At 37.9% G+C, this 26,628-nt stretch carries 38 protein-coding genes; 10 read left to right on the top strand and 28 right to left on the bottom strand.

Annotated elements, in window-relative coordinates; all coding sequences use genetic code 11:
- Positions 1-6 precede the first annotated feature (6 nt).
- From rplR to rpsJ, 18 genes are all read right to left on the bottom strand, one after another.
- A complete protein-coding gene (rplR, locus tag CYP84_RS06500; RefSeq protein WP_103593890.1) occupies positions 7-363 on the bottom strand; it encodes a 50S ribosomal protein L18 in 357 nt (118 codons plus the stop codon).
- A 10-nt stretch (positions 364-373) separates the two neighbouring features.
- A complete protein-coding gene (rplF, locus tag CYP84_RS06495) occupies positions 374-910 on the bottom strand; it encodes a 50S ribosomal protein L6 (RefSeq protein WP_002941606.1) in 537 nt (178 codons plus the stop codon).
- Between the two features lie 188 nt (positions 911-1,098).
- Positions 1,099-1,494, bottom strand: coding sequence for a 30S ribosomal protein S8 (gene rpsH, locus CYP84_RS06490; protein ID WP_009295261.1), 396 nt, complete (start codon positions 1,492-1,494; stop codon positions 1,099-1,101).
- Positions 1,495-1,503: 9 nt separating this feature from the next.
- A complete protein-coding gene (locus CYP84_RS06485) occupies positions 1,504-1,689 on the bottom strand; it encodes a type Z 30S ribosomal protein S14 (RefSeq protein WP_002941532.1) in 186 nt (61 codons plus the stop codon).
- A 1-nt stretch (position 1,690) separates the two neighbouring features.
- A complete protein-coding gene (rplE, locus tag CYP84_RS06480) occupies positions 1,691-2,236 on the bottom strand; it encodes a 50S ribosomal protein L5 (RefSeq protein ID WP_002941643.1) in 546 nt (181 codons plus the stop codon).
- 5 nt (positions 2,237-2,241) lie between these two features.
- The gene (gene rplX, locus CYP84_RS06475) at positions 2,242-2,478 is read right to left on the bottom strand and encodes a 50S ribosomal protein L24 (protein WP_009295260.1); all 237 of its coding nucleotides are present in this window, start codon (positions 2,476-2,478) and stop codon (positions 2,242-2,244) included.
- On the bottom strand, positions 2,478-2,846 hold the full coding sequence (rplN, locus tag CYP84_RS06470) for a 50S ribosomal protein L14 (protein WP_002941516.1): 369 nt from the start codon (positions 2,844-2,846) through the stop codon (positions 2,478-2,480). The genes rplX and rplN overlap by 1 nt, the downstream gene beginning before the upstream one ends.
- Complete coding sequence (gene rpsQ / locus CYP84_RS06465) at positions 2,846-3,097, bottom strand: 30S ribosomal protein S17 (protein ID WP_002941511.1); 252 nt, start codon at positions 3,095-3,097, stop codon at positions 2,846-2,848. Before rpsQ ends, rplN begins: the two co-directional genes overlap by 1 nt.
- A 1-nt stretch (position 3,098) precedes the next feature.
- A complete protein-coding gene (gene rpmC, locus CYP84_RS06460) occupies positions 3,099-3,293 on the bottom strand; it encodes a 50S ribosomal protein L29 (RefSeq protein WP_002941625.1) in 195 nt (64 codons plus the stop codon).
- Entirely contained in the window at positions 3,280-3,705 is a 426-nt protein-coding gene (gene rplP / locus CYP84_RS06455) for a 50S ribosomal protein L16 (protein WP_002941572.1), read from the bottom strand. Before rplP ends, rpmC begins: the two co-directional genes overlap by 14 nt.
- 2 nt (positions 3,706-3,707) lie before the next feature.
- The gene (gene rpsC, locus CYP84_RS06450) at positions 3,708-4,406 is read right to left on the bottom strand and encodes a 30S ribosomal protein S3 (RefSeq protein ID WP_002941650.1); all 699 of its coding nucleotides are present in this window, start codon (positions 4,404-4,406) and stop codon (positions 3,708-3,710) included.
- Between the two features lies 1 nt (position 4,407).
- Positions 4,408-4,740 carry a 50S ribosomal protein L22 gene (gene rplV / locus CYP84_RS06445; protein WP_009295259.1) on the bottom strand — a complete coding sequence of 111 codons (333 nt, stop codon included), beginning with the start codon at positions 4,738-4,740 and terminating at the stop codon, positions 4,408-4,410.
- 14 nt (positions 4,741-4,754) lie between these two features.
- Positions 4,755-5,036, bottom strand: a complete 282-nt coding sequence (rpsS, locus tag CYP84_RS06440) for a 30S ribosomal protein S19 (protein ID WP_002941639.1) — start codon at positions 5,034-5,036, stop codon at positions 4,755-4,757.
- Positions 5,037-5,038: 2 nt separating this feature from the next.
- Positions 5,039-5,872, bottom strand: a complete 834-nt coding sequence (gene rplB, locus CYP84_RS06435; protein ID WP_002941522.1) for a 50S ribosomal protein L2 — start codon at positions 5,870-5,872, stop codon at positions 5,039-5,041.
- A gap of 1 nt (position 5,873) precedes the next feature.
- Entirely contained in the window at positions 5,874-6,155 is a 282-nt protein-coding gene (locus CYP84_RS06430) for a 50S ribosomal protein L23 (protein ID WP_002941535.1), read from the bottom strand.
- 1 nt (position 6,156) lies between these two features.
- On the bottom strand, positions 6,157-6,771 hold the full coding sequence (gene rplD / locus CYP84_RS06425) for a 50S ribosomal protein L4 (RefSeq protein WP_012140561.1): 615 nt from the start codon (positions 6,769-6,771) through the stop codon (positions 6,157-6,159).
- On the bottom strand, positions 6,768-7,346 hold the full coding sequence (rplC, locus tag CYP84_RS06420) for a 50S ribosomal protein L3 (protein ID WP_002941563.1): 579 nt from the start codon (positions 7,344-7,346) through the stop codon (positions 6,768-6,770). The genes rplD and rplC overlap by 4 nt, the downstream gene beginning before the upstream one ends.
- Positions 7,347-7,366: 20 nt before the next feature.
- A complete protein-coding gene (rpsJ, locus tag CYP84_RS06415) occupies positions 7,367-7,675 on the bottom strand; it encodes a 30S ribosomal protein S10 (protein ID WP_009295257.1) in 309 nt (102 codons plus the stop codon).
- A 363-nt stretch (positions 7,676-8,038) separates the two neighbouring features.
- On the opposite strand from rpsJ, the gene CYP84_RS06410 reads away from it, so the two are divergent.
- The 3 genes from CYP84_RS06410 to CYP84_RS06400 all read left to right on the top strand — a co-directional run bounded on the left by CYP84_RS06410 (position 8,039) and on the right by CYP84_RS06400 (position 10,622).
- Positions 8,039-9,133, top strand: coding sequence for an ATP-binding protein (locus CYP84_RS06410; protein ID WP_103637020.1), 1,095 nt, complete (start codon positions 8,039-8,041; stop codon positions 9,131-9,133).
- Positions 9,134-9,213: 80 nt separating this feature from the next.
- Positions 9,214-10,068, top strand: a complete 855-nt coding sequence (locus CYP84_RS06405) for an S-adenosylmethionine tRNA ribosyltransferase (RefSeq protein WP_103637019.1) — start codon at positions 9,214-9,216, stop codon at positions 10,066-10,068.
- Positions 10,068-10,622, top strand: a complete 555-nt coding sequence (locus CYP84_RS06400) for a ribonuclease HII (protein WP_103637018.1) — start codon at positions 10,068-10,070, stop codon at positions 10,620-10,622. The genes CYP84_RS06405 and CYP84_RS06400 overlap by 1 nt, the downstream gene beginning before the upstream one ends.
- A 71-nt stretch (positions 10,623-10,693) precedes the next feature.
- Here the strand turns inward: CYP84_RS06400 and CYP84_RS06395 are convergent, their stop codons facing one another.
- Complete coding sequence (locus CYP84_RS06395; protein ID WP_223231520.1) at positions 10,694-11,206, bottom strand: hypothetical protein; 513 nt, start codon at positions 11,204-11,206, stop codon at positions 10,694-10,696.
- 21 nt (positions 11,207-11,227) lie between these two features.
- Positions 11,228-13,603 carry a molybdopterin-dependent oxidoreductase gene (locus CYP84_RS06390; protein ID WP_103637017.1) on the bottom strand — a complete coding sequence of 792 codons (2,376 nt, stop codon included), beginning with the start codon at positions 13,601-13,603 and terminating at the stop codon, positions 11,228-11,230.
- Between the two features lie 102 nt (positions 13,604-13,705).
- Between CYP84_RS06390 and CYP84_RS06385 the strand changes: the two genes are divergently transcribed.
- Positions 13,706-14,383 carry a hypothetical protein gene (locus tag CYP84_RS06385; RefSeq protein WP_103611387.1) on the top strand — a complete coding sequence of 226 codons (678 nt, stop codon included), beginning with the start codon at positions 13,706-13,708 and terminating at the stop codon, positions 14,381-14,383.
- A 104-nt stretch (positions 14,384-14,487) separates the two neighbouring features.
- Here CYP84_RS06385 and frr read toward each other — a convergent pair whose 3' ends face one another.
- The 5 genes from frr to CYP84_RS06360 all read right to left on the bottom strand — a co-directional run bounded on the left by frr (position 14,488) and on the right by CYP84_RS06360 (position 17,463).
- Positions 14,488-15,045, bottom strand: a complete 558-nt coding sequence (gene frr, locus CYP84_RS06380) for a ribosome recycling factor (protein ID WP_087581160.1) — start codon at positions 15,043-15,045, stop codon at positions 14,488-14,490.
- Entirely contained in the window at positions 15,035-15,994 is a 960-nt protein-coding gene (locus CYP84_RS06375; protein ID WP_103615311.1) for a polysaccharide deacetylase family protein, read from the bottom strand. The genes frr and CYP84_RS06375 overlap by 11 nt, the downstream gene beginning before the upstream one ends.
- Before the next feature lie 2 nt (positions 15,995-15,996).
- On the bottom strand, positions 15,997-16,326 hold the full coding sequence (gene secG / locus CYP84_RS06370) for a preprotein translocase subunit SecG (protein ID WP_002941549.1): 330 nt from the start codon (positions 16,324-16,326) through the stop codon (positions 15,997-15,999).
- 62 nt (positions 16,327-16,388) lie between these two features.
- Positions 16,389-16,772 carry a hypothetical protein gene (locus CYP84_RS06365; RefSeq protein ID WP_002941503.1) on the bottom strand — a complete coding sequence of 128 codons (384 nt, stop codon included), beginning with the start codon at positions 16,770-16,772 and terminating at the stop codon, positions 16,389-16,391.
- Positions 16,765-17,463, bottom strand: coding sequence for a Bax inhibitor-1/YccA family protein (locus tag CYP84_RS06360; protein ID WP_103637016.1), 699 nt, complete (start codon positions 17,461-17,463; stop codon positions 16,765-16,767). The genes CYP84_RS06365 and CYP84_RS06360 overlap by 8 nt, the downstream gene beginning before the upstream one ends.
- Positions 17,464-17,635: 172 nt before the next feature.
- On the opposite strand from CYP84_RS06360, the gene CYP84_RS06355 reads away from it, so the two are divergent.
- From CYP84_RS06355 to CYP84_RS06340, 5 genes are read left to right on the top strand one after another with little or no spacing between them, the layout of a single operon-like run.
- Complete coding sequence (locus tag CYP84_RS06355; RefSeq protein WP_021086289.1) at positions 17,636-18,280, top strand: carbonic anhydrase; 645 nt, start codon at positions 17,636-17,638, stop codon at positions 18,278-18,280.
- Positions 18,273-20,117, top strand: a complete 1,845-nt coding sequence (locus CYP84_RS06350; protein WP_103637015.1) for a mechanosensitive ion channel domain-containing protein — start codon at positions 18,273-18,275, stop codon at positions 20,115-20,117. Before CYP84_RS06355 ends, CYP84_RS06350 begins: the two co-directional genes overlap by 8 nt.
- 10 nt (positions 20,118-20,127) lie before the next feature.
- Positions 20,128-20,286 (top strand): hypothetical protein, encoded by a 159-nt coding sequence (locus CYP84_RS10770; RefSeq protein ID WP_002941615.1) that lies wholly within the window; start codon positions 20,128-20,130, stop codon positions 20,284-20,286.
- A gap of 45 nt (positions 20,287-20,331) precedes the next feature.
- Entirely contained in the window at positions 20,332-21,426 is a 1,095-nt protein-coding gene (locus CYP84_RS06345) for a GGDEF domain-containing protein (protein ID WP_103637014.1), read from the top strand.
- Positions 21,419-22,468, top strand: a complete 1,050-nt coding sequence (locus CYP84_RS06340) for a GGDEF domain-containing protein (RefSeq protein ID WP_103637013.1) — start codon at positions 21,419-21,421, stop codon at positions 22,466-22,468. The genes CYP84_RS06345 and CYP84_RS06340 overlap by 8 nt, the downstream gene beginning before the upstream one ends.
- 25 nt (positions 22,469-22,493) lie before the next feature.
- On the opposite strand, the gene CYP84_RS06335 is transcribed toward CYP84_RS06340, so the two are convergent.
- From CYP84_RS06335 to CYP84_RS06325, 3 genes are read right to left on the bottom strand one after another with little or no spacing between them, the layout of a single operon-like run.
- The gene (locus tag CYP84_RS06335; protein WP_103607279.1) at positions 22,494-23,777 is read right to left on the bottom strand and encodes a TRAP transporter large permease; all 1,284 of its coding nucleotides are present in this window, start codon (positions 23,775-23,777) and stop codon (positions 22,494-22,496) included.
- 11 nt (positions 23,778-23,788) lie between these two features.
- Entirely contained in the window at positions 23,789-24,331 is a 543-nt protein-coding gene (locus CYP84_RS06330) for a TRAP transporter small permease (protein WP_103637012.1), read from the bottom strand.
- Positions 24,331-25,323 (bottom strand): DctP family TRAP transporter solute-binding subunit, encoded by a 993-nt coding sequence (locus CYP84_RS06325; RefSeq protein WP_002941552.1) that lies wholly within the window; start codon positions 25,321-25,323, stop codon positions 24,331-24,333. Before CYP84_RS06325 ends, CYP84_RS06330 begins: the two co-directional genes overlap by 1 nt.
- Positions 25,324-25,792: 469 nt before the next feature.
- Here CYP84_RS06325 and sodB point away from each other — a divergent pair, with 469 nt between their 5' ends.
- Positions 25,793-26,410, top strand: a complete 618-nt coding sequence (gene sodB / locus CYP84_RS06320; protein ID WP_103599099.1) for a superoxide dismutase [Fe] — start codon at positions 25,793-25,795, stop codon at positions 26,408-26,410.
- Positions 26,411-26,628 lie beyond the last annotated feature (218 nt).

The following is a 26,628-nucleotide window of genomic DNA, read 5'->3' as shown; positions in this document are numbered from 1 at the left end:
TTTGGGTTATAGCTTGATGCCATTTTCTCTTAAAGCTTCAGCAAATGCTGCGATAACGCCATGGTATAGATAACCATTTCTATCAAAAACTGCAACATCTATCTTCTTAGCTTTTAAAGCCTTAGCAAATTCTTTAGCTAAAGTGACCGCACCTTCTTTGTTTGCTTTTATGCCTAGTTTTCTACCATCAACCGCAGCTAGTGTAGTAGCTGTAACGTCGTCAATCGCTTGAACGTAGATAGTTCTATTTGATTTGAAAATAGAAACTCTTGGGCAAGTTGCAACACCAGAAATTTTACCTCTGATTCTTCTTTTTCTCTTAATTCTAAGAGCGATTTTTCTTTTTAGTACTTTTGCTGTCATTTACCGCTCCTTACTTCTTAGATGTCTTGCCCGCTTTGCGGATGATACGTTCTTCTAGATATTTAACGCCCTTGCCTTTGTATGGCTCAGGTGGTCTAAATCCTCTAACTTGTGCAGCCACTTGACCTACTACTTGTTTGTCGTCACCTTTGATAGTAATAACGTTTTTATCAACGCTAGCTTCAACGCCTGCTGGTAGCTCATAGTTGATAAGGTGTGAAAAACCAAGAGATAGCTCTAAAATTTTACCTTTTGCAGCTGCTTTGTAACCAACGCCGTTGATCTCAAGCTGGCGAGTAAAGCCATGAGTGATACCAGTTACGATGTTGTTAGCAAGTGCTCTATATGTTCCCCAGTAAGCTCTGCTTTGGCGATCTTCGCCCTTTGGAGCAAAAACTATATGACCATTTTCTATCTTGACATCAACGTGACCTTTTGTGTCAAGCTCTTTTAAGTGATTGCCCTTTTTAAATTTTAGGACATTATTTTCAACGCTAACGTCTACACCACTTGGGATAGCGATAGGCTGTTTTCCAATACGTGACATTTTTTTCCTTTACTTGTCTAGGGTGTTCCTACATTTACGAATAAACACCACAATGCCGTAAATTTGATCGTCAAATTTGACGAAACCTTCATTTGAATTTCAAAATTTAGCTTTGGCGAAATATAAAATTTCACCTAGCTAAAGTTAAATTTCTAAATTTAAAACAACGCCAAAATGCTGCTTTACTATTACCAAACGGTACAAAGAACCTCGCCGCCAACGCCAGCTTTACTTGCCTCAATACCGCTCATAACGCCTTTGCTTGTGCTAACGATAACTGTTCCGTAACCATTTTTAAAACGCTTAATGTCGTCTTTACCTTGATAAACACGGCGACCAGGTTTTGAAACCCTTTTAAGCTCGTTTATAACGCTTCTGCCGTATTCATCATACTTTAAAACTACGTTTATAAATTTCTTGTTACCTTCTTCAATAACGTTGTAGCTCTCTACATAGCCTTTTGCTGCAAGGATAGAAAGAGTAGCCTCAACAACCTTAGAATGAAGCAATTTCGCAGTCTCAAGTCTTCTCATACTTGCATTTCTAATGCGTGTTAATCCATCTGATATTAAATCGTTCAACATTTCTCTTCCTTACCAACTTGCTTTTTTAAGACCAGGTATTAGGCCTTCGTTAGCCATTTTTCTTAGGCAAACACGGCAAATTCCAAAATCTTTATAAACAGAGTGCGGACGACCGCAAATTTGGCATCTAGTATAGCCGCGAACCGCAAATTTTGGCTTGCGTGCAGCTTTTGCTATCATTGATTTCTTTGCCATTTTACTTTCCTTTTGCAAACGGCACACCAAATAGCTCTAGCAATTTGAATGCCTCTTTATCGTTTTTAGCCGTAGTAGCAATCGTAATATTCATACCATGAGTTCGTAAAATTTTATCATACTCAACCTCTGGAAACATTAGCTGCTCGCTAAGACCGAAGTTATAGTTTCCACGTCCATCAAAGCCATTTTTTGGAAGACCACGGAAGTCTTTAACTCTTGGAAGAGCAACACTGATTAGCTTATCTAAGAAAGCATACATTTGCTCTTTTCTCAAAGTTACTTTGATACCAACAGGGAAACCTTCGCGAACTTTAAAACCAGCAACTGATTTTTTAGCATCAGTGATAACTGCTTTTTGTCCAGCGATAAGTGAAATGGTATCAGCCATATTTTGAAGCACTTTTTGATCTTTCGCAGAGTCTCCAGCACCTACACTGATCACGATCTTCTCGAGCGCAGGGATAAGCATTGGATTTTTGATGTCAAATTCTTTTACGAGAGCTGGCTTGATAGTTTCGTTAAATTTATCTTTTAATCTACTCATATCTCTTATCCTTCAACTTTCGCGACGTTTGATATGTCAATTGGCATCTCTTTATTTACGTGACCACCATTTGGAGTTTTTTCGCTTGGTTTGATAGCTTTTTTAGCTACTTTGCATCCCTCAACTATAACCTGACCTTTTTTTGCAAGAACTGCTAAAATTTTACCAGTTTTGCCTTTATCGTCACCAGCGATGATCTTTACAGTATCGCCTTTTTTGACTTTAAATTTTACATTAGCCATTATAAAACCTCCGGAGCTAGCGAAACAATCTTCATAAAGTTAGCATATCTAACTTCACGTCCAACTGGTCCAAAAATACGAGTGCCGACTGGCTCTTTTTTGCTATCAAGTATAACAGCTGCGTTCTCGTCAAAGCGGATTAGCGAACCATTATCTCTTTGAACCTCTCTTTTAGTTCTTACAACAACAGCTTTTACAACCTGTCCTTTTTTGATCTTGCCATTTGGAAGAGCTTTTTTAACAGAGCAAACTATGATATCGCCAAGTGTAGCGTATCTTCTTTTGCTGCCGCCAAGAACTTTTATACACATTAACTCTTTTGCGCCGCTGTTATCAGCAACTGCAAGTCTTGTAAAACTTTGAATCATTACTCAACTCCCTTTGCCAATACAGCTTTTAAGCGAAAATTCTTGCGAGCTGAAAGTGGTCTGCACTCAACTGCAACAACTGTATCGCCTGCTCTTGTCTCATTTTTCTCATCATGAACTAAATACTTTTTAAAGCGTTTTACAAATTTATGGTATCTTGGGTGCATAACGCGTCTTTCTACCAAAATAGTAGCTGTTTTATCTCCAGCTTTTTGTAAAACAACACCTTGAATTTCTCTTTTTAATGCCATTTTACGCCCCTTGTCTTGTTGCACTAATTGCAGTGTTGATCTGAGCTATCTCTTTGCGAACAGCACTAATCTCATTAGGGTTGCTTAACTGCATAGTTTTTAGCTTTTGTCTCAATGTAAATAAAAGCACCTTTTTCTCTTTTAGCAACGCGTTTAATTCTGCAACGCTCTTATCTTTTAACTCAGTATATTTCATTTTCACTCTCTCGCGTTACAAATTTTGATTTGAAAGGAAGTTTGTGTAGAGCCAAAGTTAAAGCTTCACGAGCCAACTCTTCATCAACACCAGCCATTTCAAATATTATACGACCAGGTTTAATGTTCATAACCCACTCTTCAACTCCTGCCTTACCTTTACCCATACGAGTTTGTAGAGGTTTTTTAGTAAGTGGCTTGTCAGGGAAAACCCTAATCCAAATTTTAGCCTGTCTCTTTACGTGACGAGTTAGAGCTTGACGAGCAGCTTCTATTTGGCGTGAATTTACTCTACCAGCCTCAACAGCTTTAAGTGCAAATTCGCCAGTTGCTAAAGATGCTCCGCGAGTCGCATAACCACGGTTGCGACCTTTCATTTGCTTACGAAATTTCGTTCTTTTAGGCATCAACATAATTATTTACCTCTTCTTGCTCTACGTGTTTTCTTAGGCGCCTCTTCTTCAGTTTTCTCAGGTTGAACACCTTTTTGAAGAACCTCACCTTTAAAAATCCATACTTTAATACCTATGTTTCCATAAGTTGTATGAGCCTCAGCTACACCGTAATCTATCTTTGCTCTAAGAGTATGAAGCGGAACACGACCTTCTAGATACCACTCGGTTCTTGCCATCTCAGCGCCACCTAAACGACCAGCAACTGAAATTTTGATACCTTTAGCGCCTGATTTTTGAGCACCTTGGATAACTTTTTTCATAGCACGTCTAAATGCGACACGCTTTTCAAGTTGCATAGCTACGTTTTCAGCAGCAAGTTGAGCTGAAGCTTGAGCTTTTCTTTCTTCTTTGATATTTACATTTACTTCTTTGCCGATAAGTTTGCTAACTTCGTTCTTTAGGTTTTCAACATCTTGGCCTTTTTTGCCAATGATGATACCAGGACGAGCTGCAACTACGGTTACACGAAGTTTTTTAGCCGTTCTTTCGATTAAAATTTGGCTAATTCCTGCATAGTAAAGTTTTTTCTTTAAAAATGCACGAATTTTGTAATCTTCACCGATATTTTCAGGAAGACTTTGTTTGGTTGGAAACCATCTAGATTCCCAGTTGCGGTTAATTCCTAGTCTAAGACCTATTGGATTTACTTTTTGTCCCATATTATGCTTCCTTCTTTTCAGGTTTAGATACTTCTACCATTACATGAGAAGTAGGTTTGCGAATTTTGCTCGCTGTTCCTCTTGCTCTTGGTCTAAATCTCTTTAATACAGGACCAGCGTCAACGCGGCAACTAGTTACTACAACCTCTTCTGGCTCAAATCCGCCATTTGCTACTGCTGAGCTAATAGCGTTTGCTATAAATTTAGCACCACGATTTGGCATAAATTGCAAGCTTGCAAGTGCTAGCTCGGCATTCATACCTTGAACTTCTCTTGCTATAAGTCTTGCTTTTGTAGGAGAAAGTCTTACGAATTTTATAATTGCTTTACTCATATTATTATCTCCCCTTACTTGCCGATTTTCTTTTGCACTGAGCCTTTGTGACCCTTAAATGTGCGTGTTGGAGCAAATTCGCCAAGTTTATAGCCTATATGATTTTCTGTAACATATACAGGAATAAAGCTCTTGCCATTATGAACGTTAAATGTTAGTCCAATCATTTCAGGTACAATCGTGCTACGTCTTGACCAAGTCTTGATTGGTTTGTTATCGTTTGCATTTTTTGCGGCAATAACTTTTTTCATTACATGATCATCTACGAAAGGACCTTTTTTGAGTGATCTTGCCATCTCTATTTTCCTTTCCTTCTTGAAATTATAAGCTTATCGCTAGCTTTTTTACGGCGAGTCTTAGCACCTTTAGTTGGTTTACCCCATGGAGTAACTGGGTGACGGCCTGAATTTTTCTTACCTTCACCACCGCCGTGTGGGTGATCAACTGGGTTCATAGCAGAACCACGTGTTTGTGGGCGGATACCGCGGTAGCGATTACGTCCAGCTTTACCTATAGTGATGTTAGCCCAGTCTTCGTTGCCAACTACACCGATACTTGCCATACACTCAGCTAGTACTTGTCTCATCTCGCCACTTGGCATTCTTAAGATAACATACTTCTCTTCTTTACCCATTAGCTGAGCATAACCACCAGCTGAACGAGCTATCTGAGCGCCTTTGCCAGGTTTTAGCTCTACGTTATGAACGATAGTACCAACTGGGATAAATCTTAATTTCATAGCGTTGCCTGGTTTAATATCTAGTGAGCCCTCATCGATAGATGCGATAACGTCGCCAACATTTAGGCCATTTGGTCTAATGATATAGCGTTTTTCGCCATCTTTGTAAGCTATAAGAGCGATACGGCAGTTTCTGTTTGGATCGTACTCGATCGCTTCAACTTTACCTTCTATACCAAATTTGCGACGTTTAAAGTCGATGATACGATAAAGTTTTTTTGCACCTGCTTCTTTATGTCTTGAAGTTATACGACCATTGTTGTTTCTACCGCCAGTTGCAGGTAGTTTAACAAGCAAGCTTCTAACGCTTGGTTTAGCTGTTATATCTTCAGAGCTTAGTCCAGTCATATATCTACGACTAGGTGTATATGGTTTATATGATTTTATAGCCATCTTACGCCTCCGTATTTTCTAGGCTTACGCCTTCAGGTAACTTAACGTAGAATTTCTTTATCTCGTCACGTTGGCCTGCTCTTCCTCTAAAACGCTTAACCTTGCCGCTAATTCTAAGTGAATTTACGCGAACAGGCGTTACTCCAAAATACTCTTGTAAAACCGCTTTTAAGCTGTTTTTTGTAACTCTTGGTGAAGTTTGGATAACAACAACGCCTTGTTCTTGAAGGCCTAGAGTTTTTTCTGTATAAATAATTGTTTTGATATCAGTTATATCCGCCATTTTAGCCCTCTTTTGTTATAGTTTTTAGTGCAGCTTTTTCAATGATAACCGAACTAAATGTAGAGACAAGATAAGCATTTACCTCATTTGCATCTACTACATAGCAGTTTGCTAAATTTCTAAAAGCAAGTAGTGTTTTATCGTCTAGTAAATCTTTAACGATAAGTGCGTCTTTTACTTTTAAATTTTTGATGATATTAGCTGCATCTTTTGTCTTTCCAGACTCGATTGAGATGCTATCTACTGCGAAAATTTTACCATCTTGTGCTTTTACTGCCAAAGCGTACTCAAGAGCTAGTCTTTTTTGTTTTTTATTGACTTTTTGAAAATAGTTTTTCTCGTTTGTTGGACCAAATGCAACTGCACCGCCTACCCAAACGTTAGTTCTAGTTGAACCCGCTCTTGCACCACCACGTCCTTTTTGTCTCCATGGTTTTTTACCACCACCGCTTACAAAAGCACGGCTTTTAGTATGAGCCGAATTTGCTCTTATACCAGCAAGGTAAGATTTTACATAAAGATATAGGTTGTGCGGATTTACTTCAGCGTAGCTTGCAGGAAGCTCTAACTCGCCTGAATTTTCAAATTTATCGTTTAATACGTGAATTTTACTCATTTTACAATCCTTATTTTACCCATTGCACCATTGTGACCAGGAACGCAACCTTTTACAACTACGATGCCATTTTGAGCGTCAAAGCTTATTAGCTCGTTTTTAACAGTAACTTTCTCATTGCCCATGTGTCCTGCCATTTTCATACCTGGTTGAACACGACCTGGCCATTCGCAGTTACCAATTGATCCGTGGCGTCTGTGGAAACGTGAGCCGTGGCTTTTTGGACCACCACCGAAACCATGTCTTTTTACCACACCTTGGTAGCCTCTACCTTTTGAGTTAAAGCTAACTTTTAAAATTTTAGCCTCATTTAATGGTGTAAAGTCTAGGTTTCCAACTTCGCTATTAGCTACTTCAAGCGTAGCAAATTTGTTAAATTCTGCTGTCAGATTGTATTTCTTTTGCTGACCAGCGATAGCTTTGTTGTTTGCTTTAGTGTGGGCATACGCTACGATAGCACGTTTGTTTTCGTCGATCTCACATACTTTAGCTTCAACTAGCTTAAGTAGTGTAACTGGCGTACTCTTCGTGGCAATCGTTCTACTCATGCCTATTTTTTCTACAATATATTCCATACTCTTATCCTTTTGTCCGCTTATTTCATCGCACGAACTTCGACATTAACTTCTGGAGCTAGGTCGAGTTTTGTTAGGCTATCTACAGTTTCTGGAGTAGCAGCTACGATGTCAAGCATACGAGCGTGTATTCTCATCTCAAACTGCTCACGTGAGTCTTTGTTAATGTGTGGAGATTTTAAGACTGTATAGCGTTTGATCTTTGTAGGCATTGGTACCGGGCCACGAACGTCGGCACCTGTTCGTTTGACAGCTTCTACGATTGCTGCAACAGTGCGGTCTAGAACTCTATGGTCGTAAGCTTTTAGCTTTAACCTGATTCTTTCCATGTGTTTTCCTTTAAAAAGAACTTGTCGCAAACTCGCGACCTCTTTACATCAAAATAACTCGCATAGGATCAAGCGATCGTACGAGCAAGACATAGGTCTTTCGTAAAGAGATAGGGATTTTACAAAAAAGCTATTATAGTTGTCAAGAAAAACGCTATTTTTTGTTGAATTTTAATTAATTATTTCCTTTTGATAAGGAAGGTATCTTGTAAATGGTGAATTGATTTTTAAAAAATTTTATAAATTTCTAGTCTAAAATTTTATTTTTTATTTCTAAATTTTGTTCATTTTTTAAAATTTAACACAATATTTTCCTTTTTAAAAGGAAGTGGCTATAATTTCAAAAAGCCAAAAAGGTCAAATTTGAAAAGTTTAGAAACGCTCTATCAAGCACCCATTAAAAATGCAAAATTTATCCCTAGAAAATATGAGATCATCTCGCCAAAAACGCTTATCATTGGTGCTATTTCAAGTGGCAAAACAGCCCTTGTTTATGAGTTTTTGAGCCATTATAAAAGCGAGGAGAGGCTTTATATAAATTTAGACGATATAAGGATAGATAGAGCCTTGCTTTTAGCGAATTTAAAAGAGTTTTTAGAAAAAAATGCCCAGATAAAGGTGCTCGCAGTTGAAAATTTGCAAGGCGCTGATCTTGCAAATTTAGACTTTTTAAAGGACGCTGCACTTGAAAACATCATCCTTACAAGCAAGGAATTTTCACTCTCGCTTGATGGCTTTGCACGCATAAATTTAAACTATCTCGACTACGAGGAATTTATACTATTTTTTAAGAAAAATTTAGACCAAGACCTGCTTTTTAGCTACTTTTTGGCCCATGGCAACGAGATAGCAAGCGCCTTTTTGGACTCCAGTGAGGTCACAGCTCACTTGCAGCAGCTCTTAAGAGCAAATTTAAACGAGCAAAACATCGCTATCTTAAAAGAGTGCGCGACAAAGTGCCACGACACCATAAGCGCCTTTGGGATTTATAAAAACCTAAAAGAGCAGATGAAAATTTCAAAAGATAGCGTTTATAGCGCGATAAGCTGGCTAAATGAGAGCGGATACGTGGAGTTTGTGCCAAATTTAGATGAGAGCAGCACGAGTAAGAAAATTTACTTTACAAATTTCGCACTTCGCAATGCCTTGTGCCTAAAAAAGGACTTTTTGGCAGTCTTTGCAAATGTCGTTTTTTGCGAACTGCTTAAATTTAAAGATGAAATTTACTACACAAAAGAGATCGATTTTTTCCTTGCCAAAAAGAAGCTTGCGATTATCTGCGTGCCATTTTCTGCGCCTGAGATCGTCTTTTTAAAATTTAAAAAACTCCACGCGAGCCTAAAAGAGCTAGGCGTTAGCAAACTTCAAATCATCAGCGTCGCAAACCAAGCCGAGCAAAGCATCGAGGGGATAAAGTGCGAGATCTTGCCATTTTCTAGGTGGAGCCTAGGTTTATAAATTTAAACTCTTTGTTTGATTATCATTTTAAAAGTCTAGGGATAAAATAGTTATAATCAAAAAAACTATAAAGGACAGACATGAGAGCATTTTTTGGGATCTTATTCATCGCTGCAAGCCTTTTTGGCTATGAGATAAACCACGAAAACTGGGCTAAATTTTATAAATTTAGTGGCGATGCAAATGGTGTGAAATTTGAAGTTTATATGAACTATTTTAAAGATGAATTTGAAAATTTCAAACAAAGTAAGAGCTTTAAGGTCCCAGCCAAGATAAGCGGTCACATCTTTTTTGACGGCGCTAAATACGACTATGAAAAAGGCTCTTTTGAACAAAATGGCAGTGAAATTTCTTCATTAAATGCAGTCTCAGATAAGATAAATTTAGACGTTAAAAACGAAAACGGCGAGCTAAAAGGCAAGATAATCGTCAAAAACAAAGCCTACAACGCCACCGTAAAAGAAGAAAAAGAGTATGAGATCCTAAATATCGGCATCCAAATGACCGAGGCAAACGGCACAAGATATGAGGCGATCACCAACGACATCTTCGCTAAAGACTCCGCTAAAAAATACAAAAACAAGCTTCTTGCAGAGTTTTACGACCTAAAAAGCGAGCGCAAAAAATGGCCAAACAACCAGTATGAGAGTCTAAAAGAGATCTACTACATCAACGACAAGATAAAGAGTGTTTGCACCTATAAAAACGAAAAAACAAACTGCGAAGTGATCTCGCTTGAAACAAATAAAAAGCTAAAGCTAAAACAAATTTTTAAAGATATAAACGACAGCCACCTAAAAGCGATCCTTGCAAACGCTGGCGTGAGCGATAACTTCGTTCTTTCGCCACTTGGGATTACATTTTTAAACGAGGAGCAAATCAACGTGCCACTTGAGGAGCTTAGACCTTACTTTAGCGATGAAGTCGGGCTGTAATGGCTAAAATTTGCGGTATCGACGAGGCTGGGCGTGGGGCGCTGGCTGGGCCACTAAGCGTGGCTGCTTGCGTGCTAAATAGCGAAATTTCTGGCCTAAACGACTCCAAAAAACTAACCGCAAAAAGGCGCGAAGAGCTCTTTAAAGAGATCACAAAGAGCTCAAATTTTCTCATCGCTTACTTCTCAAACTCCCAGATAGACGAGCTTGGGCTAAGTGAGTGCCTAAGGCGTGCGCTCAAACTTTTTAAGGCGCATTTTGAGAGCTTTGAGATCATTTACGATGGAAATTTAGACTACGGCGTTGGCATCACAACGATGATAAAGGCCGACGGCAAGGTCGCTGTGGTAAGCGCTGCTAGCATCCTAGCAAAAGTAAGCCGTGACCGCTTGATGAGCGGCTGGGATAAATTTTACCCAGCATACGGCTTTGCAGGGCACAAAGGATATGGCACAAAGTCGCACCTAGATGCCATAGCTAAATTTGGCTACTCTGACCTTCATAGAAAAAGCTTTGTCATAAAGCCAAAACTCACGCAGGGCTCGCTATTTTAGCTGCATATTTCATTATCTTTGCTTGCAAGAGTCTTTTAACTCTTGCAAGTTTTTTTCAAGGCAAGTTTAGATTATTTTTTAGATGCAGGACCATCTTTGGCAAAAGCTTGCAAGTATCTAAGAATTCTTGCTTTTTCCTCATCGTTTATTTTTGCAAAAGATTGCATAGCCGAAAGATATGCTTCCCACTCGTGCATTGAGTGTTCTTTTGGCTTATGTGCAGCATGGCATGAACTGCATGTATCATAGTAAAAAAGGTCTACTTCGTCCCAAGCTTCGACTTTATTATCACTAAGCTCACTAGTTTTTACCCAAAATTTCATCTTAGGCTTTGCTGTATCATCTTTTAAACTAAGTAATGTCAAAAGTGGCTCTTTTTTATAAGCTAGAACCTTAGGGTTATTTGCAGCAACTTCTCCACTAACCTCGACAAGGCTTAAATCGCCTTTCTTCTCCAAAACTTTAACTTTCGAACCTTCATAAATTTCACCAACTATCTGATTGTTTGTTGTATCAAAAAGATCAGTTTTTATATCAGATACGAAAGCATCTTTTGCGAATATAAAATTCGCCAAAATTGCCATAATTATAACTATTCGCATATTTTAAGCCTCAATAATTTTAGGTGGTTTTATGCCTTTGTACTCTCCGGCATCACTTTTTCTAATACCTACCAAGCATGTATCTACACTAGTAGCTTGTGCCATACTAGATGTTGGAATGCTACTTGTTAATATATTTGCATTACCAGCTTGGCAAACTCCATTCTCATCAAGATCTACCCAGGCACCTTCTTGTAAAGCAACTACTCCACGCATTATATTTTTAGTTACAACAGCTCCTGCTAGGATTTTACCCCTTGAGTTAAAGACTTCGACTGTATCACCATCTTTTATACCAAGAATTGCTGCATCTTCATCATTTATAGTTATAGGTTCACGATTACCAACTTTATAAATCTTGCGGATAAAATTACTATTGTCTGCTTGCGAGTGGATCCTATAAAGTGGGTGTGGACTTAAAAAGTGGAATGGAAATTTAGCAGTTAATTTTTTGTTACCTAACCATTCTGCTGGCTCAATCCATACTGGGTGACCTTTAAAATCATCAAGTTTATAATCAGCAAATTTTTGGCAGAAAATTTGGATCTTTCCACTTTTTGTAGCTAATCTATTCTTAACTGGATCTGCTCTAAAATCAGCATGACGAGTAAAATTCTTCGCCTCTTCACTAGGCTCAAACTTCATAAATCCTTTCTCCCAGAATTCGTCAAAACTCATATGATCCGGGCAATCACTTCTTTCATAAAGTTTTTTAATATGCTCAAATTTATCCTTACCACTGCTAAATTTCCTAAATGCCTTATCTGAAACCATTTTAGCCATATCCGCAAAGATATCATAGTCACATTTTGACTCATAAAGTGGCTCTATAACCTTCTTCATCGCATACAGATAATCTTGCGAAAATGATCCTCCATAAGTGATGTCATCACGCTCTAGCTGGGTTGCAGCAGGTAGTACAATGTCAGCATATTTTGATGTAGGAGTCCACCAAGGATCTTGTGATATAACAGTATCAAGAGTCCTTAAAGCTTTAATCATCTCATTTGCATTAGGATGATGCCCTAATACATTTGCACCAGTTGCATAAAGAACCTTTATTTTAGGGTATTTAATCTTTTCGCCTTTAAATTTAATCTCTTTACCTGGATTTAGAATTGCTTCACTTATTCTTGAGGCAGGGATCACTTCTTCAACCTCATTTTTACCTTGAGGTAAGCCGGCAGGAAGCTTAACGTCGCAAGCGGCTTGACCATTACCAGAATAGTGCATAGAAAGACCAAGACCACCGCCTACAAGACCAATTTGTCCGATCATAGAAGCAAGCACAATAAGTGCCCATTGAGCTTGTTCTCCATGGTGAGCGCGCTGAATAGACCAACTGCCAGCGATGAAACTACGATTAGATACAAGCGTATCAGCAAGAGATTTTATAGCCTCCTCATCAACGCCAGTTATTTTAGAAGCCCAGTTTGGAGTTTTTTCTATCTTGTCCATAGTTTTGCCTAGCAAATAAGGAACAAATTTGTCAAAGCCATCTGTATATTTTGCAATAAATTCTTTATCGTATTTCTTTGATGTGTATAGATAATGCATCATACCAAGCATCAATGCAACATCAGTATTTGGGCGAATTTTTATCCATTGTGCATTAAATTTTTTAGCAATAGGGGTGTATTGTGGTTCGATAGTTATAAATTTAATACCAGCCTTTACGTACTCATCATAAATTTCATTGTTTGCACGGTTTGCAACTTTATAATCTACTTGATTGCATTTAAAAATATCTGCACCCCAGAGTACATAAACTTTTGTATTTTCCAAAATAGTCTTATGTGAACTTTGAAGTGAATAAACTTCTAAATCACCTATAATATCGCCATTTACACGACTTGCTGCACCAGTAGAATAATCACCATCAGTGATAACAGATCCGCCAAAAACTGTATTAAAAAATCTACCTGGCAATGAAACGCAGTTATGAAGTAGTCCTGGGTGGCTCCAGCCATCATAAGCGGCGTTAAAAATTTCATTAGGCTTTACACTTTTTAGTTTATTGACTATCAGTTCATATGCCTTGTCCCAACTCACGCGAACAAATTCTTCTTTACCTCGAAGCTCTCTTTTGTCTTTACCTTCCAAATAGCTCTTTCTAACACAAGGAAATTTTATGCGAGTATCGCTATAAACACGCTCTATCCAAGCATCATTTAGTGGGTATTTTGGATCTTTATCAGACTCTTGTGGGTGAATTTTGATGATCTTGCCAGACTCATCTAAATCTGCATAAAACGCACCAAATCCGCTTGCATTTGGAACGCTTTTAGCTACTTTTTCTTCTGCAAATACTGGAGTTGAGCCAAAGGCTGCAGCAGCTATTGCACTTGATTTTAAAAAATCTCGTCTTGAAATTTTCAATTTTACTCCCTTTCAAAAGAATTTACTGTAATTTTACATTGCAATTTCATAAAAAGATCATTATTAATATTATATTTTACTTAAACTATATAAAATCAGATCATGAGAAATATATTAGAAAAACTAAATATAGCTGTGATATTAAAAGATAAAAAAACTGAAAAATTAGTTATTGATAAACGCAAGTATTTTAACAACATATATATTTGGAATACAGAAAATTTCGTAAGCTCATTTTGTAATTGCTGTATGAGAATAGATGCAATAATACTTGATTTAGATACATTTTATGAAAGTAGTGAGCTTATAGAGTTTGAAAAAATACTCGCACTATCAGAGCACCAGCATTTTATTTTTTTAGCCAAAAATCGTAGAATTTATTTAAAAATGCTCTCAAATTTTAATGGCGGGGATTCGATTATTTTATTTAAACCCATAAAACTTGCTGCCATCTTAGACAACTTAAAAATATTAGTCCCTATGCCTGAAATAAATTTAGTAAAAATTACTAAATCATTAAGTGTAGATATACAAAATGAGACAATCTATTTAAATAATGAAGCCATTTTTTTACCAAAAAAATTACATAAGTTGGCTTTGCTTCTTAGTTCTAATTTAGAACAATTAATACCTTTTGAGGAGATTGACGACATTGTCTTTGACGGGGGAGCGGAATCAAATGCTGTAATATCAAATCTAGTAGGTACTCTAAAAAATAGATTAACACTAAACATCAAAAATATTCGTTCACGTGGATATGTCTTGTATAAAGATACTTAAAAACTATGACTAAATTCAAATTGTTTTAAAACATAATTTTAGCCACATTACATGGCTAAAAAGTGAGGGTTTAGAAATTTGCAAGGGCAAATTTCTAAGTAAATTTAGATTTTTAAAAGCTCGGCTTCTTTCTCTTTTACGAGAGTGTCGATCTTTGCGGTGTAGGCGTCAGTTATCTTTTGAACCTCATCTTGACCCTTTTTGCTCTCGTCTTCTGTTATAGCTTTGTCTTTTTCAAGCTTTTTGACCTCGTCGTTTGCATCTTTTCTTACGTTTCTGATGCTAACTTTTGCCTTTTCGCCCATAGCTTTTGCGTGTTTTGCATTTTCTTGGCGTTGCTCGACTGTCATCGGTGGGAAAAATAGCTTAACGCTCTCGCCGTCGCTGTTTGGATTGACGCCGATGTTTGCAGCTTGGATGGCTGATGAGATCGCTTTTATCATGCTCTTTTCCCAAGGAGTGATAGCGATAGTAGAAGCGTCGCTTGTAAGCACGGTGGCTACTTGATTAAGCGGAGTTGGCGAGCCGTAATAATCAACCATAACGTTATCTAAGATGTTGATATTTACTTTGCCAGTTCTTAGCGTTGTAAAATCGCGCTTTAAAGAAGCGATCGCCTTTTCGCAACCCTCTTTTTGGGTATCGTAAATTTTATTTAGCATTGGTGTCCTTTATTAGAAGTTTTGTGCTTCTGTGATGATCTACTTTTAGCGACATTAACACTTTGCGTTTATCAAGCGGTGGGTTAAATTTACACTCAAAAACGCCATTTGTCATAGGTACTTTTCTAAAGCCGTCAAAGCCAGTCATGAAAAAACTGCCCTCACTTGCGTTTGTGTCGGTCTTGATGATGAGTTTGTCGATCGCATTGTTTTGCGGATAGCCCTCTGGAAATATCCACTGGGCATTTAAAAATTTGCTATTAAAAGTTAGTGCTATCTTTGTGCCATTCATCACTGGCGTTCTGTAAAGATCGAAAACATCGCTTTTATCTGAAACTGCGCCTGAGTTTTGATTTAAAAGTGCTAAAAAGCCAAATTCTTTTGCCAAAGAGACAACCCTACTATCGATCTCGCCGTAAGGGACTGCGAAGTATTTTGGCTTATAGCCCATGTGCTTTTCAAAGGTCTCAACGCCCTTTTGAAAGTCCTCTCTTAAGGCCTCATCACTAAGTTTAGTCATCCTTGGATGAGCGTATGAGTGGTAGCCGATCTCGCCGTAAGCTTCTAGCTCTTTGATCTGATCAAAGTCTAGATAATCACCATATTTGTTCGCGCTTGCCTCTACATAAACCATCAAAGCAAATGGGTAGTTATACTCTTTAAAAAGCTCAAGAGCATTATTGTAAAAGCTTTTGTATCCATCATCAACGGTGATAACGATCCAGTTATCAGGAATCGGCTCGCCAGCATTTACCGCATCGACAAGCCTTGATAGCTTGACAACTTCGTAGCCATTATTTTTGAAATATTCAAACTGAGCTCTTAAATTTTGAATAGAAATATCTGTGCTAACGTGCCTTGGATCGTCAAAGCGGTGATAAACTAGGATGTGAGCGTCTGCCAAAGCAAACGTTAGCGTCAAAAGTGACGCTAAAAACGTTTTTATCATTGTTATTTTGCTGGATTTTGTGGTGCGCTAGGAGCCGCTGGCACGTCGTTTGATTTTGGTATGACTAGAGATTTGCTATCGACGCTATCAACGATAGAGCGTTTTAGATCTTTGTTGTAAAAATATCCAAGTGCAAGTGTGTTTAGGATAAATAAAACGCCTACCACAAAGGTAAATTTAGCTAAAAATCCAGCTGGTCCTTTTGCTCCAAAAAGACTCTCGTTGCTTCCACTGTATGCTCCAAGACCGATAGATGAGCTCTTTTGGAGTAAAACTGCGATCGTGATAACGACAGCTAGAACAAATTGTAAGATTAAAAATATTAAACTCACGAAATTTCCTTTAAATTTTTTAAATAGTTTGCGATTATACAAGAAAAGATTTAAATTTTTAGTTAAAGTTCTTTTTCAAGCTCATAAAGCTCGTATCTTATGCTTTTAAAAAGCTCGGCTCGCTCTAAATTTATAAGCTTAAAGCACTCTTCAAGCACGCGAGCACTCTCCTGAGCACGCTTGAAATTTGCAGTGATGATCTCGTCTAAATTTGATCTTTCTTGCTCGCTTTTTGTGCTGGTTTTAAGGACGTCGTTTTGAGAATTTCTAAATTTTAAAAATTCTTTTTGTGGGATCTTTGCCTTGTGGCGGAGAGATTTTATCTTATAGGCGAGCTTAGCGTCATCAAAGACATATCTTTTTATATCTTCAACGACGCGAAGCCCTTCTTTTAGCCTATTTAAATTCGCATCTATCACTCGGTAGATGCGCTCGTCATTAGTCATTTCTGTTAAAAATGCCTAAAATTTGTAGTAATGATGTAAATAAATTTACAAAATCAAGATACAAAGCAACTGCACCCTCAACTGGTGTCTCGTAGTTGCCACGGATGATATTTTGTGTATCAAAAAGTATGTAAGCACTAAATAAGATCGAAGCGATGCTTGAGATAACTAGTTGAAACATCGTGCTTTTAACGAAAATATTGATGATCGCTGCCACAACGATAACTATCAAAGTTATAAATAGCATCTTGCCCATCGTTGTGAAGTCGCGTTTTGTATTCATCGCAAAGACGCTTAGAGCACCAAATGCAACTGTCGTCAAGCCAAATGCTTGAGCCACGATACTAGCACCACTTGGCATAGCGAGGATCGCTGAAAGTAGCGGAGTTAGCGTAAGACCGCTTACAAATGTAAATGCAAAAAGAAGTATTAAATTTAATCCCTCTTTGCGTTTAGCCGCCATTAGTCCAAAAAGTAGAACAAACTCAAGTATCACAAGTCCCCAAAACAAAAATCTATTTGCCGCAAAAACGCCAGCGATACTAATGCCTACATAAGCGCCAGCAGTAGCTGAAAGTAGTGATGCTGCAAAAAGTTGATAAGTCTGTTTTATAAAAGTGCTTAGTGAGCTTTGAGAATACGCAAGCTCTTCTTGATTTTGCTTAACGTAGTTTCTATCATACAAACTCATTTTTTCTCCTTGAAAATTTTTGGGCTAAATTTAGCCAAACTTTGTTAAACAATGTATAAAAAGTAGTTTAATAAATAATATTAATTTAGGGTTTTTTATTTTCGCTTCGTTTTTTTGATTAAATAAAAGTTGCTATAATCGCGATAAAAATATAAAAATGGAGATAAATTTTATGGATGATTCAATACTTGAAGGTGCAGTAAAATTTATGGAAGATGGTTTTTTAGAGCATGAAGAGCTCTTTAAAAGTCTGCAACACAAACAAGATCCGCACACGCTTTTCATATCATGCGTGGATTCAAGGGTCGTGCCAAATTTGATAACAAACTGCCTACCAGGCGAGCTTTTCATGGTGCGCAATATCGCAAACATCGTGCCACCATATAGAGTGAGCGAAGAGTTTTTGGCGACCACTTCGGCGATCGAGTATGCGCTTGAAGTTTTAAACATCAAAAACATCATCATCTGCGGACACTCTGACTGTGGTGGATGCGCGGCACTTTATGTTGATGAAAAGAAGCTAAAAAATACTCCAAACGTTAGAAACTGGATCAGGCTAATAGAGCCTATCAAGCGAGAAGTGCTTAAATTTACAAGCGATGATCCAGCCAAAATGGCGTGGCTAACCGAGAGGCTAAACGTTATAAATTCGATCGAAAACATAATGACATATCCAAATGTAAAAGAGGAGTATGAAAGTGGTAAGCTTCAAATTTATGGCTGGCACTACATCATAGAAACTGGCGAAATTTTTAGCTACGATTTAAAAGAGGGCACGTTTAAACTTCTAGCGGACAAAAGAGGCGAAAATGCGTAAATTTCTAATCATCATCCTGCTTTCTTTCATAACTCTTTTTGGCGCTGATAACAACGTAACGCAAGAAGACGATATCATCAGCATAACAAATCAAATTCAAACCCTAAACAGCCAGATAAATATCATAAAATCTCAGCAAAAAGACCTAAACGCTTCAAGGGTTGATAACTCAAATTTGATCACTCTTCAAAAGAAAAAGAACGCTCTTTTAGAGAAAATTCCGACCTATGTTATGCAGATCGAAGTCACACAAAGCGATATCAATAAATATAATCTGCAAAAAGAGGCGCTAGAGAAAAAGGTAGCTAGGCTAGAGAAGCAGTCAAACAAGGATGCCTACATTCAAAGTGCTATCGAGCTTGAGAAGATGAAGGTTGATTACGCTTACTACTCAGCGCTTATTAGTCTTGAAGAGATCTTTAAAAAGGGTGCTAAGGCAAATTCTATAAAAGAAGTGATAGATAATGGACTTTTAAATTTACAGACAAATTCTTATGTAAGTATAAAAGATCTAAAAGACTCACTAAATGACACTTCAGGCTCTTACGACAGCGCCTTTTTTGACCTTGAGCTGAAAAAAGAGAGTGAAGAAGAAATTTTAATCTATCTTAAAAATAACGCCGATCTTCTAAGCTCAAGCATGCTCTTGTCTGAGTTAAATTTAGTCGATGCAGTCGAGTATATAAACAAAACAACAGCCATAAATTCAAGCAAATTTAACATCGGCAAGATCGTTGTTATCGTTGCAATATTTTTATTTTTCGTCTCGCTAACTAGAATTTTAGCCAAGCTCACCTATTGGGTGATGTCACTCGTCGCTTCAGGCGAAGGGGTAAAAGAGGTTAAAAATCAGATCGTTGATATCATCAAAAAGCCAATCTCAGCACTTCTTATCATCTATGCGCTAAACATCTGTATCGGCATTGGATTTTATCCAGTGCCAGTGCCTCTAACGGTAGCAAATATCTTTTCTATCATATATATAGTCGCATTTTCATGGCTTGTCCTAACCATACTAAATGGCTACGGCATCGCTATACTCGACAAGATCGCGCAAAAAAGCAAGCGTAAAGAGGTGATAAACCTAGCACTAAAAGTGATCTACGTGATCGTGCTGATCATCACACTTTTACTGATCCTTCAAAAGCTTGGCTTTGATATCTCAGCACTCATCGCCTCACTTGGTATCGGTGGTCTTGCTGTTGCCTTCGCTGCTAAAGACATCATCGCAAACTTCTTTGCATCTGTTATGATGCTCTTTGACAACTCATTTTCACAAGGCGACTGGATAGTTTGTGGCGACATCGAGGGCACGGTCGTTGAGATAGGATTTAGAAAAACAACAGTTAGAAGCTTTGATAATGCCCTTATCTTCGTGCCAAACTCAAAGCTAGCGAGCGATCCTGTTAGAAACTGGACCAGAAGAAAGGTCGGCAGACGCATAAGAATGGTTATTGGCATCGAGTATGGACCAACTACAGAAGAGATCAAAAAATGTGTAAATGACATCAAAAATATGCTGATAAATCACCCTGATATCGCTAAAAGCGAAGATATCGCAGCTAATAAAAGAGGACTAAAATATAGACAAAACATAGTCTCAGTTGATGACTACGCTGGATATAAGTCAAATTTATTTGTCGTGGTTGATGACTTTGCTGATAGCTCGATAAATATCCTAGTTTATTGTTTCGCCAAAACTATCGTTTGGGGAGAGTTTTTAGATGTAAAACAAGATGTAATGCTAAAAATTATGGATATTTTAAAGCAAAATGGTCTAAATTTTGCATTCCCAAGCCAAAGCTTGTATATAGAAAATATCAAAGATAAAATTTAAGGAGAGAAAAATGAGTGATGATTTTGACTACGAAGAGGTAGAAGAAGACTACTCTGAATTTAACGATGAGGATGAGGATAGTAGCGATAGCTATGACTATAACTACGACGAAAATGACTACAACTATGAAGATAGCGATGAGGATGAGGATAGTTACGACTCGTATTAAAATGGTCTAATTAAATTTAATGGATGAAATTAACGGAGAGAATGCTTGATACAGGAATTTATAGAGCAAGATAGCTATAAGGCTATCGATGACATTTACAAAACGATATTAAACGTAGCAATAGTAAGTAACGCCTTTGTCTTGATCGCGCTTTGCAGTTTTTACTTTGACTTAACGATCATTTTTATCTGTTTTTTATTTCTTTCTATTAGCACTGCTTTAAGGATTAGATTTAATATCAAATACAGATTTTTAATCTCTGCCATCTTTCAACTAAATGTCATCACCGCAGTTATCGCTGGCGTTGTTGGCATGGGCTGGAGCTCTAATATATGGATAACACTCCTTGGCGTTATCTTTATAAACTACTTTTTGGCTTTTAATCAAAGACTTCTTACCTACTCTGTCTGCCTTCTTGAGCTATTTGTCCTTTTGTGGCTATATCTTACATATAAGGATAAAGTAGTTGGGATAGACTCCATGGTACAAATAGGCTCAACCTGTATAAGCGTTTTCTTTACTTTTTACTTGGTCTTTAGACTTTCTTTTTTCTCTGATGCGATCACATCTAGTGGCTACAAACAGATCAGCGAAGAGAAAGAGGAGATAGAGAGAATTTCTAAGTATGATTTTTTAACAGGTCTTTTAAATAGACGCTCTATCGAAAGAACGCTTAGATATGAGCTAAAAGAGCTTAGAGAAAAAAGCAGTGACGCAAATTTAGTCGTTATGCTAGGAGATATAGACAACTTCAAAAAAATAAATGACACCTACGGACACGACTGGGGCGACAAGGTCTTAAAAGAGATCGCAAGGGCTTTGCAAGATACTTTTAGAGAAAATGACCACATTTGTAGATGGGGTGGAGAGGAATTTCTAGTTATCTTGCCTGAAGTTAAAACCGAAGACGTAAAAAAGGTTGAAACCAGACTTGGCACAAGGATAGCGCAGGTAAAGTTGCCTGATAAGAGCTCAGTAACCATGACCTTTGGTCTAGTCCTTTGCGCAAATGGCGTTATAACTGATATCGACACAGTCATAAACAAAGCTGATAAAAAGCTATATGAGGGCAAGAAAAATGGCAAAGACCGCATCGAGTATGAGATCATGAAGGCAAATAAGGACAAAGACAATGCCTAAAATTTCACTTTATATCTCACAAAAGATCATCGTCTTTTCACTTCTAGCTGTACATACTTTTTACCTAGTTATGTTCTGCCTCATAGGCGAAGAAATTTTGGCTGTGGCAAACATCCTATCTGTTAGCATATATCTTTTTGCACTAAAGATACTCTTTGATAGCGAAGAGAACAACAAGATCGTGATGCTCATCTTGCAAGTAGAAATTTTACTCCACGCCTCACTTTGCGTCTTTATCCTTGGACTGGGCTGGGGCTTTGAAATTTTATTTTTAACATCGACAATTAGCCTCTTTTTCTTATCAGTTAGCTTTAAAATGTTAAGCAGAATTATCTCTTTGCTAGATATCGCGGCATTTTTACTTTTTTATCTAGTGATAGATCTACCAGCAAAGGACGATCCTTTATACAAAGAGATATTTTTTGTATTTAACCTAACCGCATCTTGTGTGTTTGCTGTCTTAACCTCATTTTTGTTAGAGAGCTCAAATTTATTTATATTCTTAGGCATCTTAGAAGAGAAAGAGTCTGCTAAGGCTGTCTTTAACCACGACCCACTAACTGGGCTTTTAAATCGCGCTTCTATGCAACAAATTTTTAGACAAAAGAATTTATTTGACGGTAATGACTTTGCTATCGTGATGTGCGACATCGATAACTTTAAAAAGATAAATGATACCTACGGACACGGAGCAGGCGATGAAGTGCTAAAGAGCCTTTCTAAAATTTTCAAAAATGCTTTTAGAAATGAAGATAGGGTTGCAAGATTTGGCGGAGAGGAATTTCTAGCTGTTATCTTTGATGTTAAAAAGGCAAAAGCAGTTAGCATCTTAGAGCGTATCAGAGAGACGCTTAATCAAAATGTCGTTGAATTTGAAAACAATAGGATCATAGCGACGATGACATTTGGTGTCGTGGCACATAGTGGCAACACTGAGGTAAATATCGAGCGCATGATCAAGCAAGCTGACGAGCTACTTTACGTTGGTAAGCGAAATGGTAAAAATATCGTTATGAGTGCGGATTATGATCCAAGAGGATAAATTTAGAGGCCTAGGCCTCTAAATTTTAATGTCCATACATTATGTTTGGTAGCCAAAGTGAAATTTGTGGTATATAAGTAACCAAGATAAGACCAAAGAACAAGGTTAGCGTCCATGGCAAGCACGCCATGATGACCTCTTTTAAGTTCATATTTGTAAGACCGCTTGCGACAAATAAATTTAGTCCAACAGGCGGAGTGACCATACCTATCTCCATATTTACAACCAAGATGATACCAAAGTGAATAGGATCAACACCAAGCTGCGTAGCTATCGGAAGCAAAAGTGGCACCATGATCATGATAACGCTTGAAGGCTCCATAAACTGACCCATGATAAAGAGCAAGATATTTACAAATATCAAAAATCCTATCATGCCGATATTTGCGTCAAGTATCATCGAAGCGATCGCTTGCGGGATCTGCTCGCTAGTTAGCAAATATGCAAAAACAACGGCGTTTGCGATGATGAAAAATATCATAGCTGTTGTAAGGGCTGAGTCTAGGCAGATATCCCAAAGGTCTCTTATCTTTATATCTCTATAGATAAAAAGTGAGATAAATAGCGCATAGACCGCACTTGCCGCAGCAGCTTCAGTCGGAGTGAAAATGCCTCCATAAATTCCGCCAATAACCACAACGACGATCAAAAGAGCCCAAAATGCTTTTGCAAATTTCTGCACTCTTACTTTAAATGGCTCAGCCTTAGTCGCTTTAAATCCAAGCTTTTTTGCGCCAACGTAGGTTTGCACAAGCATCATGCCACCAAGCATAAGGCCTGGCACAACGCCTGCCATAAAGAGCTTACCGATACTAACCTCTGCCGTTACGCCATAAACTATCATAACAACTGAAGGCGGGATCAAAATTCCAAGCGAGCCAGCCGTAGTTATGCCACCCACTGCGTACTCTTTTGGATAGCCAGCCTCTTTTATCGCTGCAAACATTATTGAGCCAATAGCCACAACCGTCGCAGGTGAGCTTCCAGAAACTGCTGCAAAGATGATGCAGGCAAATATCGCACTCATAGGCAAGCCACCTGGTAAGTGTCCGACCATAGACTTTGCAAAGTCGATGATACGTCTTGCTGAGCCGCCTTTACTTAGTAAATTTCCAGCCAAAATAAACATCGGTATCGCCATTAGCGAAAATTTATTGATACCATCAAAAATTAGCTGCGGGATCGTAGCGATGTCGATATCTGTAAAAAATATCATCGTTAAAACAGTACTTGTACCTAGCGAAACCGCCACTGGCACGCCTATTAGCATCAGTGCAAAAAGCAGGATAAATAAAAATGCTATTGTCATCTTCTTTCTCCTTAGTCTTTGACTACGCTACCATGAGCTAGCTCGTGCGCTTCGTTGCTTACGACCTTTGCTGCTGGAGTTAGAGCTACTTTGATAGCCTTTTCAGCCGAGCGGTAGCTAGCTGTGACAAAGGCTATTGGAAGCACTAGCATAGGGACCCATTGAGGTATGCCAAGGTCTATTATCATCTGCTCGATCTCGTGCAAAATTTTAAGATAATCAACCGAATAAACCACGATAAATATCAAAAAGACGGTCGTTAAGATGTGCGAAAAGAGCAGGCATGCCTTCGCGAGCGCTGGTGGAAATTTCTCCACCAAGATAGTTACGCTCACGTGGATGCCCTTGTTAAAGCCGTATGCTGCTGCAAAAAACGCCGACCAAATGAATAAGTAGTTTGATAGCTCGCTCGCCCATGACCAGCTTTTGTCAAAAAAGTATCTGGCCACGACGTTAGCAAAGGCTAGTAGCGTTCCACTAGCTAGCCCTAAAACGGCGATAGTCTTATTGAGCGAGACTATCAATATATCAAGAGCGTTAATGAAATTTTTCATTATTTTGTCTCGATTGTTTTTTCTATAAGCTCTTTGCCGATGACGTCGTAAAATTTAGGATAGATAGCCTGCATAGTCTTCTCCCACTCAGCTTTTTGTGCATCATCGATCTTGAAAATTTCTAGCTTTTTAGTCTCTGCTATATATTTTTCAAGCTCGGCTATGACGTGAGCGTCCTCTTTAGCTGTCTCTTCTCTCTCGTAAGCTGTAGCCTCGCTTAGAGCTTGTTTTACATTTGCTTTTAGATCATCTGGTAGTTTGTTCCAAAATTTATCACTCATAACGACTAGATAGCCTAGATATCCGTGGTGAGAGAGTGTGAGCGAGCTTTGAACCTCGTGAAATTTAGAGTTATAGAAATTTGATAGTGGGTTTTCAGTCGCATCAACTACGCCTTGTTGAAGCGCAGAATAAACCTCTGAAAATGGCAGAACTTGTGGGTTGCCACCGATCGCTTTGATCTGCTCTTCAAGCACTTTTGAGCTTTGGATTCTAAATTTTTGTCCTTTTGCATCTTCTGGCACAAGGATCGGTTTTTTGCTTGAGCTAAAGTGCTTAAATCCAGCATCCCAGTAATCAAGCGCCACAAAGCCCTTCTTAGTCACAAGACCTTTTAGCTCCTCACCAACTGCGCCATCTTGAACCTTGTGAAGGTGGTCTGCATCTTTAAAGATGAAAGGTAGGTCAAATAGCTGAAACTGCGGCACGATAGGCGTAAATTTAGAAAAGCTTGGAGCTGCCATTTGAACGTTACCAAGTTTTAACGCGCCAAAAACTCTATCATCATCAAGTAGCTGAGCTGATGGGAAGACTTGAACTTTTATCTTGCCGCCACTTAGCTCCTCAGCACGCTTTGCAAAAAAGTCAGCTGCCTTGCCCTTTGGCGTAGAAGCTGCAACAACGTGAGCAAATTTGATCGTATAGACCTTATCCGCACCAAATGCTAAGCCACTGATGGCACATGTAAAAAGTAAAGCTTGTAAGAATTTCATCTTTCATCCTTTGTAATAGTTTTGATAGGTGCATTATAAATTTCAAAAATAAAAATTTAGAAATTTTGTTTCATAAATTCACATATCTTTATTTTTATATGTGTATTTTTGTAACATTTTTGATCTAAAATGGATAGTTTTTGCTTTGTAAATTTAACGTAAAAATTTATTTATCATTTTTATAGTCCATTTTCGTTACGTTTCTACACATATTTTTATATTATTTTTTACATTTAGAGAAATTTAAATTTACTTTTCTCTCTTTTGCAAAGCCAAATTTGCTCTTTTAGGATATAAATTTTCACTCTTTAACCATAAATTTTTAAAGTAAATTCACTCATCTTTTAAAAATAAAAAAATTAGCTTTTATAAAAACGCCCTATTTTTGGCTTAAATTTTAAAAGATTTTGTTTGTTAATCTTTTGTGGCTATAATGCGAAATAACAAATTTTATTATTAAGGAATTATTATGTTTGAACTAAGAAAACTTCCGTTTGACGCAAACAACAACGCAGTAGTAAGTGCTAAAACCTGTGAATACCACTACGGCAAGCACCACGCAACCTATGTTGCAAATCTAAACAATCTCATAAAAGATACAAAATTTGCTAACGCTTCATTTTACGAGATCCTAAGAAATAGCGAAGGCGGCCTTTACAACAACGTCGCTCAAGTCTATAACCACGACTTTTACTGGGACTGCATCGCTAAAAAAAGCGGGATGTCAAGCGAGTTAAAAGCTGCGATCGAGGCAAATTTCGCAAATTTTAAAGAGGAGTTTTTAAAAGCAGCTACAACGCTTTTTGGTTCAGGCTGGGCGTGGCTTGTATTTGACCCAAGCAGCAAAAAGCTAGAGATCGTACAAACTAGCAACGCAAAAACTCCAGTGAGCGACGGCAAAGTGCCACTTCTAGTCGTTGATGTTTGGGAGCACGCTTACTACATCGACAACTTCAACGCTCGCCCAAAATACCTAGAGACATTTTATGAGAACATAAACTGGGAATTTGTAAGCCAAGCTTACGAGTGGGCGCTAAAAGAGGGTCTTGGCTCAGTTGAGTTTTACACAAAAGAACTACATAAATAATATCTGGCGGGAGCTCCCCGCCTTTAAATTTCTGCTTTTTACTCAAATTTAACTATCAAATTTACCATTTTATAAAGAGAGCGCAAACACTTGTTTTGACAAACGGTCTTTTTATAAATTTAAAATCAGCATGAGCTAGCTCATCTTTAAATTTCTATTTTCTAAATTTTAAAATCATCAATTTTTTCAGCAAAATCACTTTTTGAAAGATAATACGA

Origin of the sequence: Campylobacter concisus (genome assembly GCF_002912425.1) — a bacterium.
In the GTDB taxonomy this organism is placed as follows: Bacteria; Campylobacterota; Campylobacteria; order Campylobacterales; family Campylobacteraceae; genus Campylobacter_A; species Campylobacter_A concisus_AH.
Note: the sequence above shows the minus strand (reverse complement) of the source record. Positions and strands in the feature narration are given on the sequence as shown.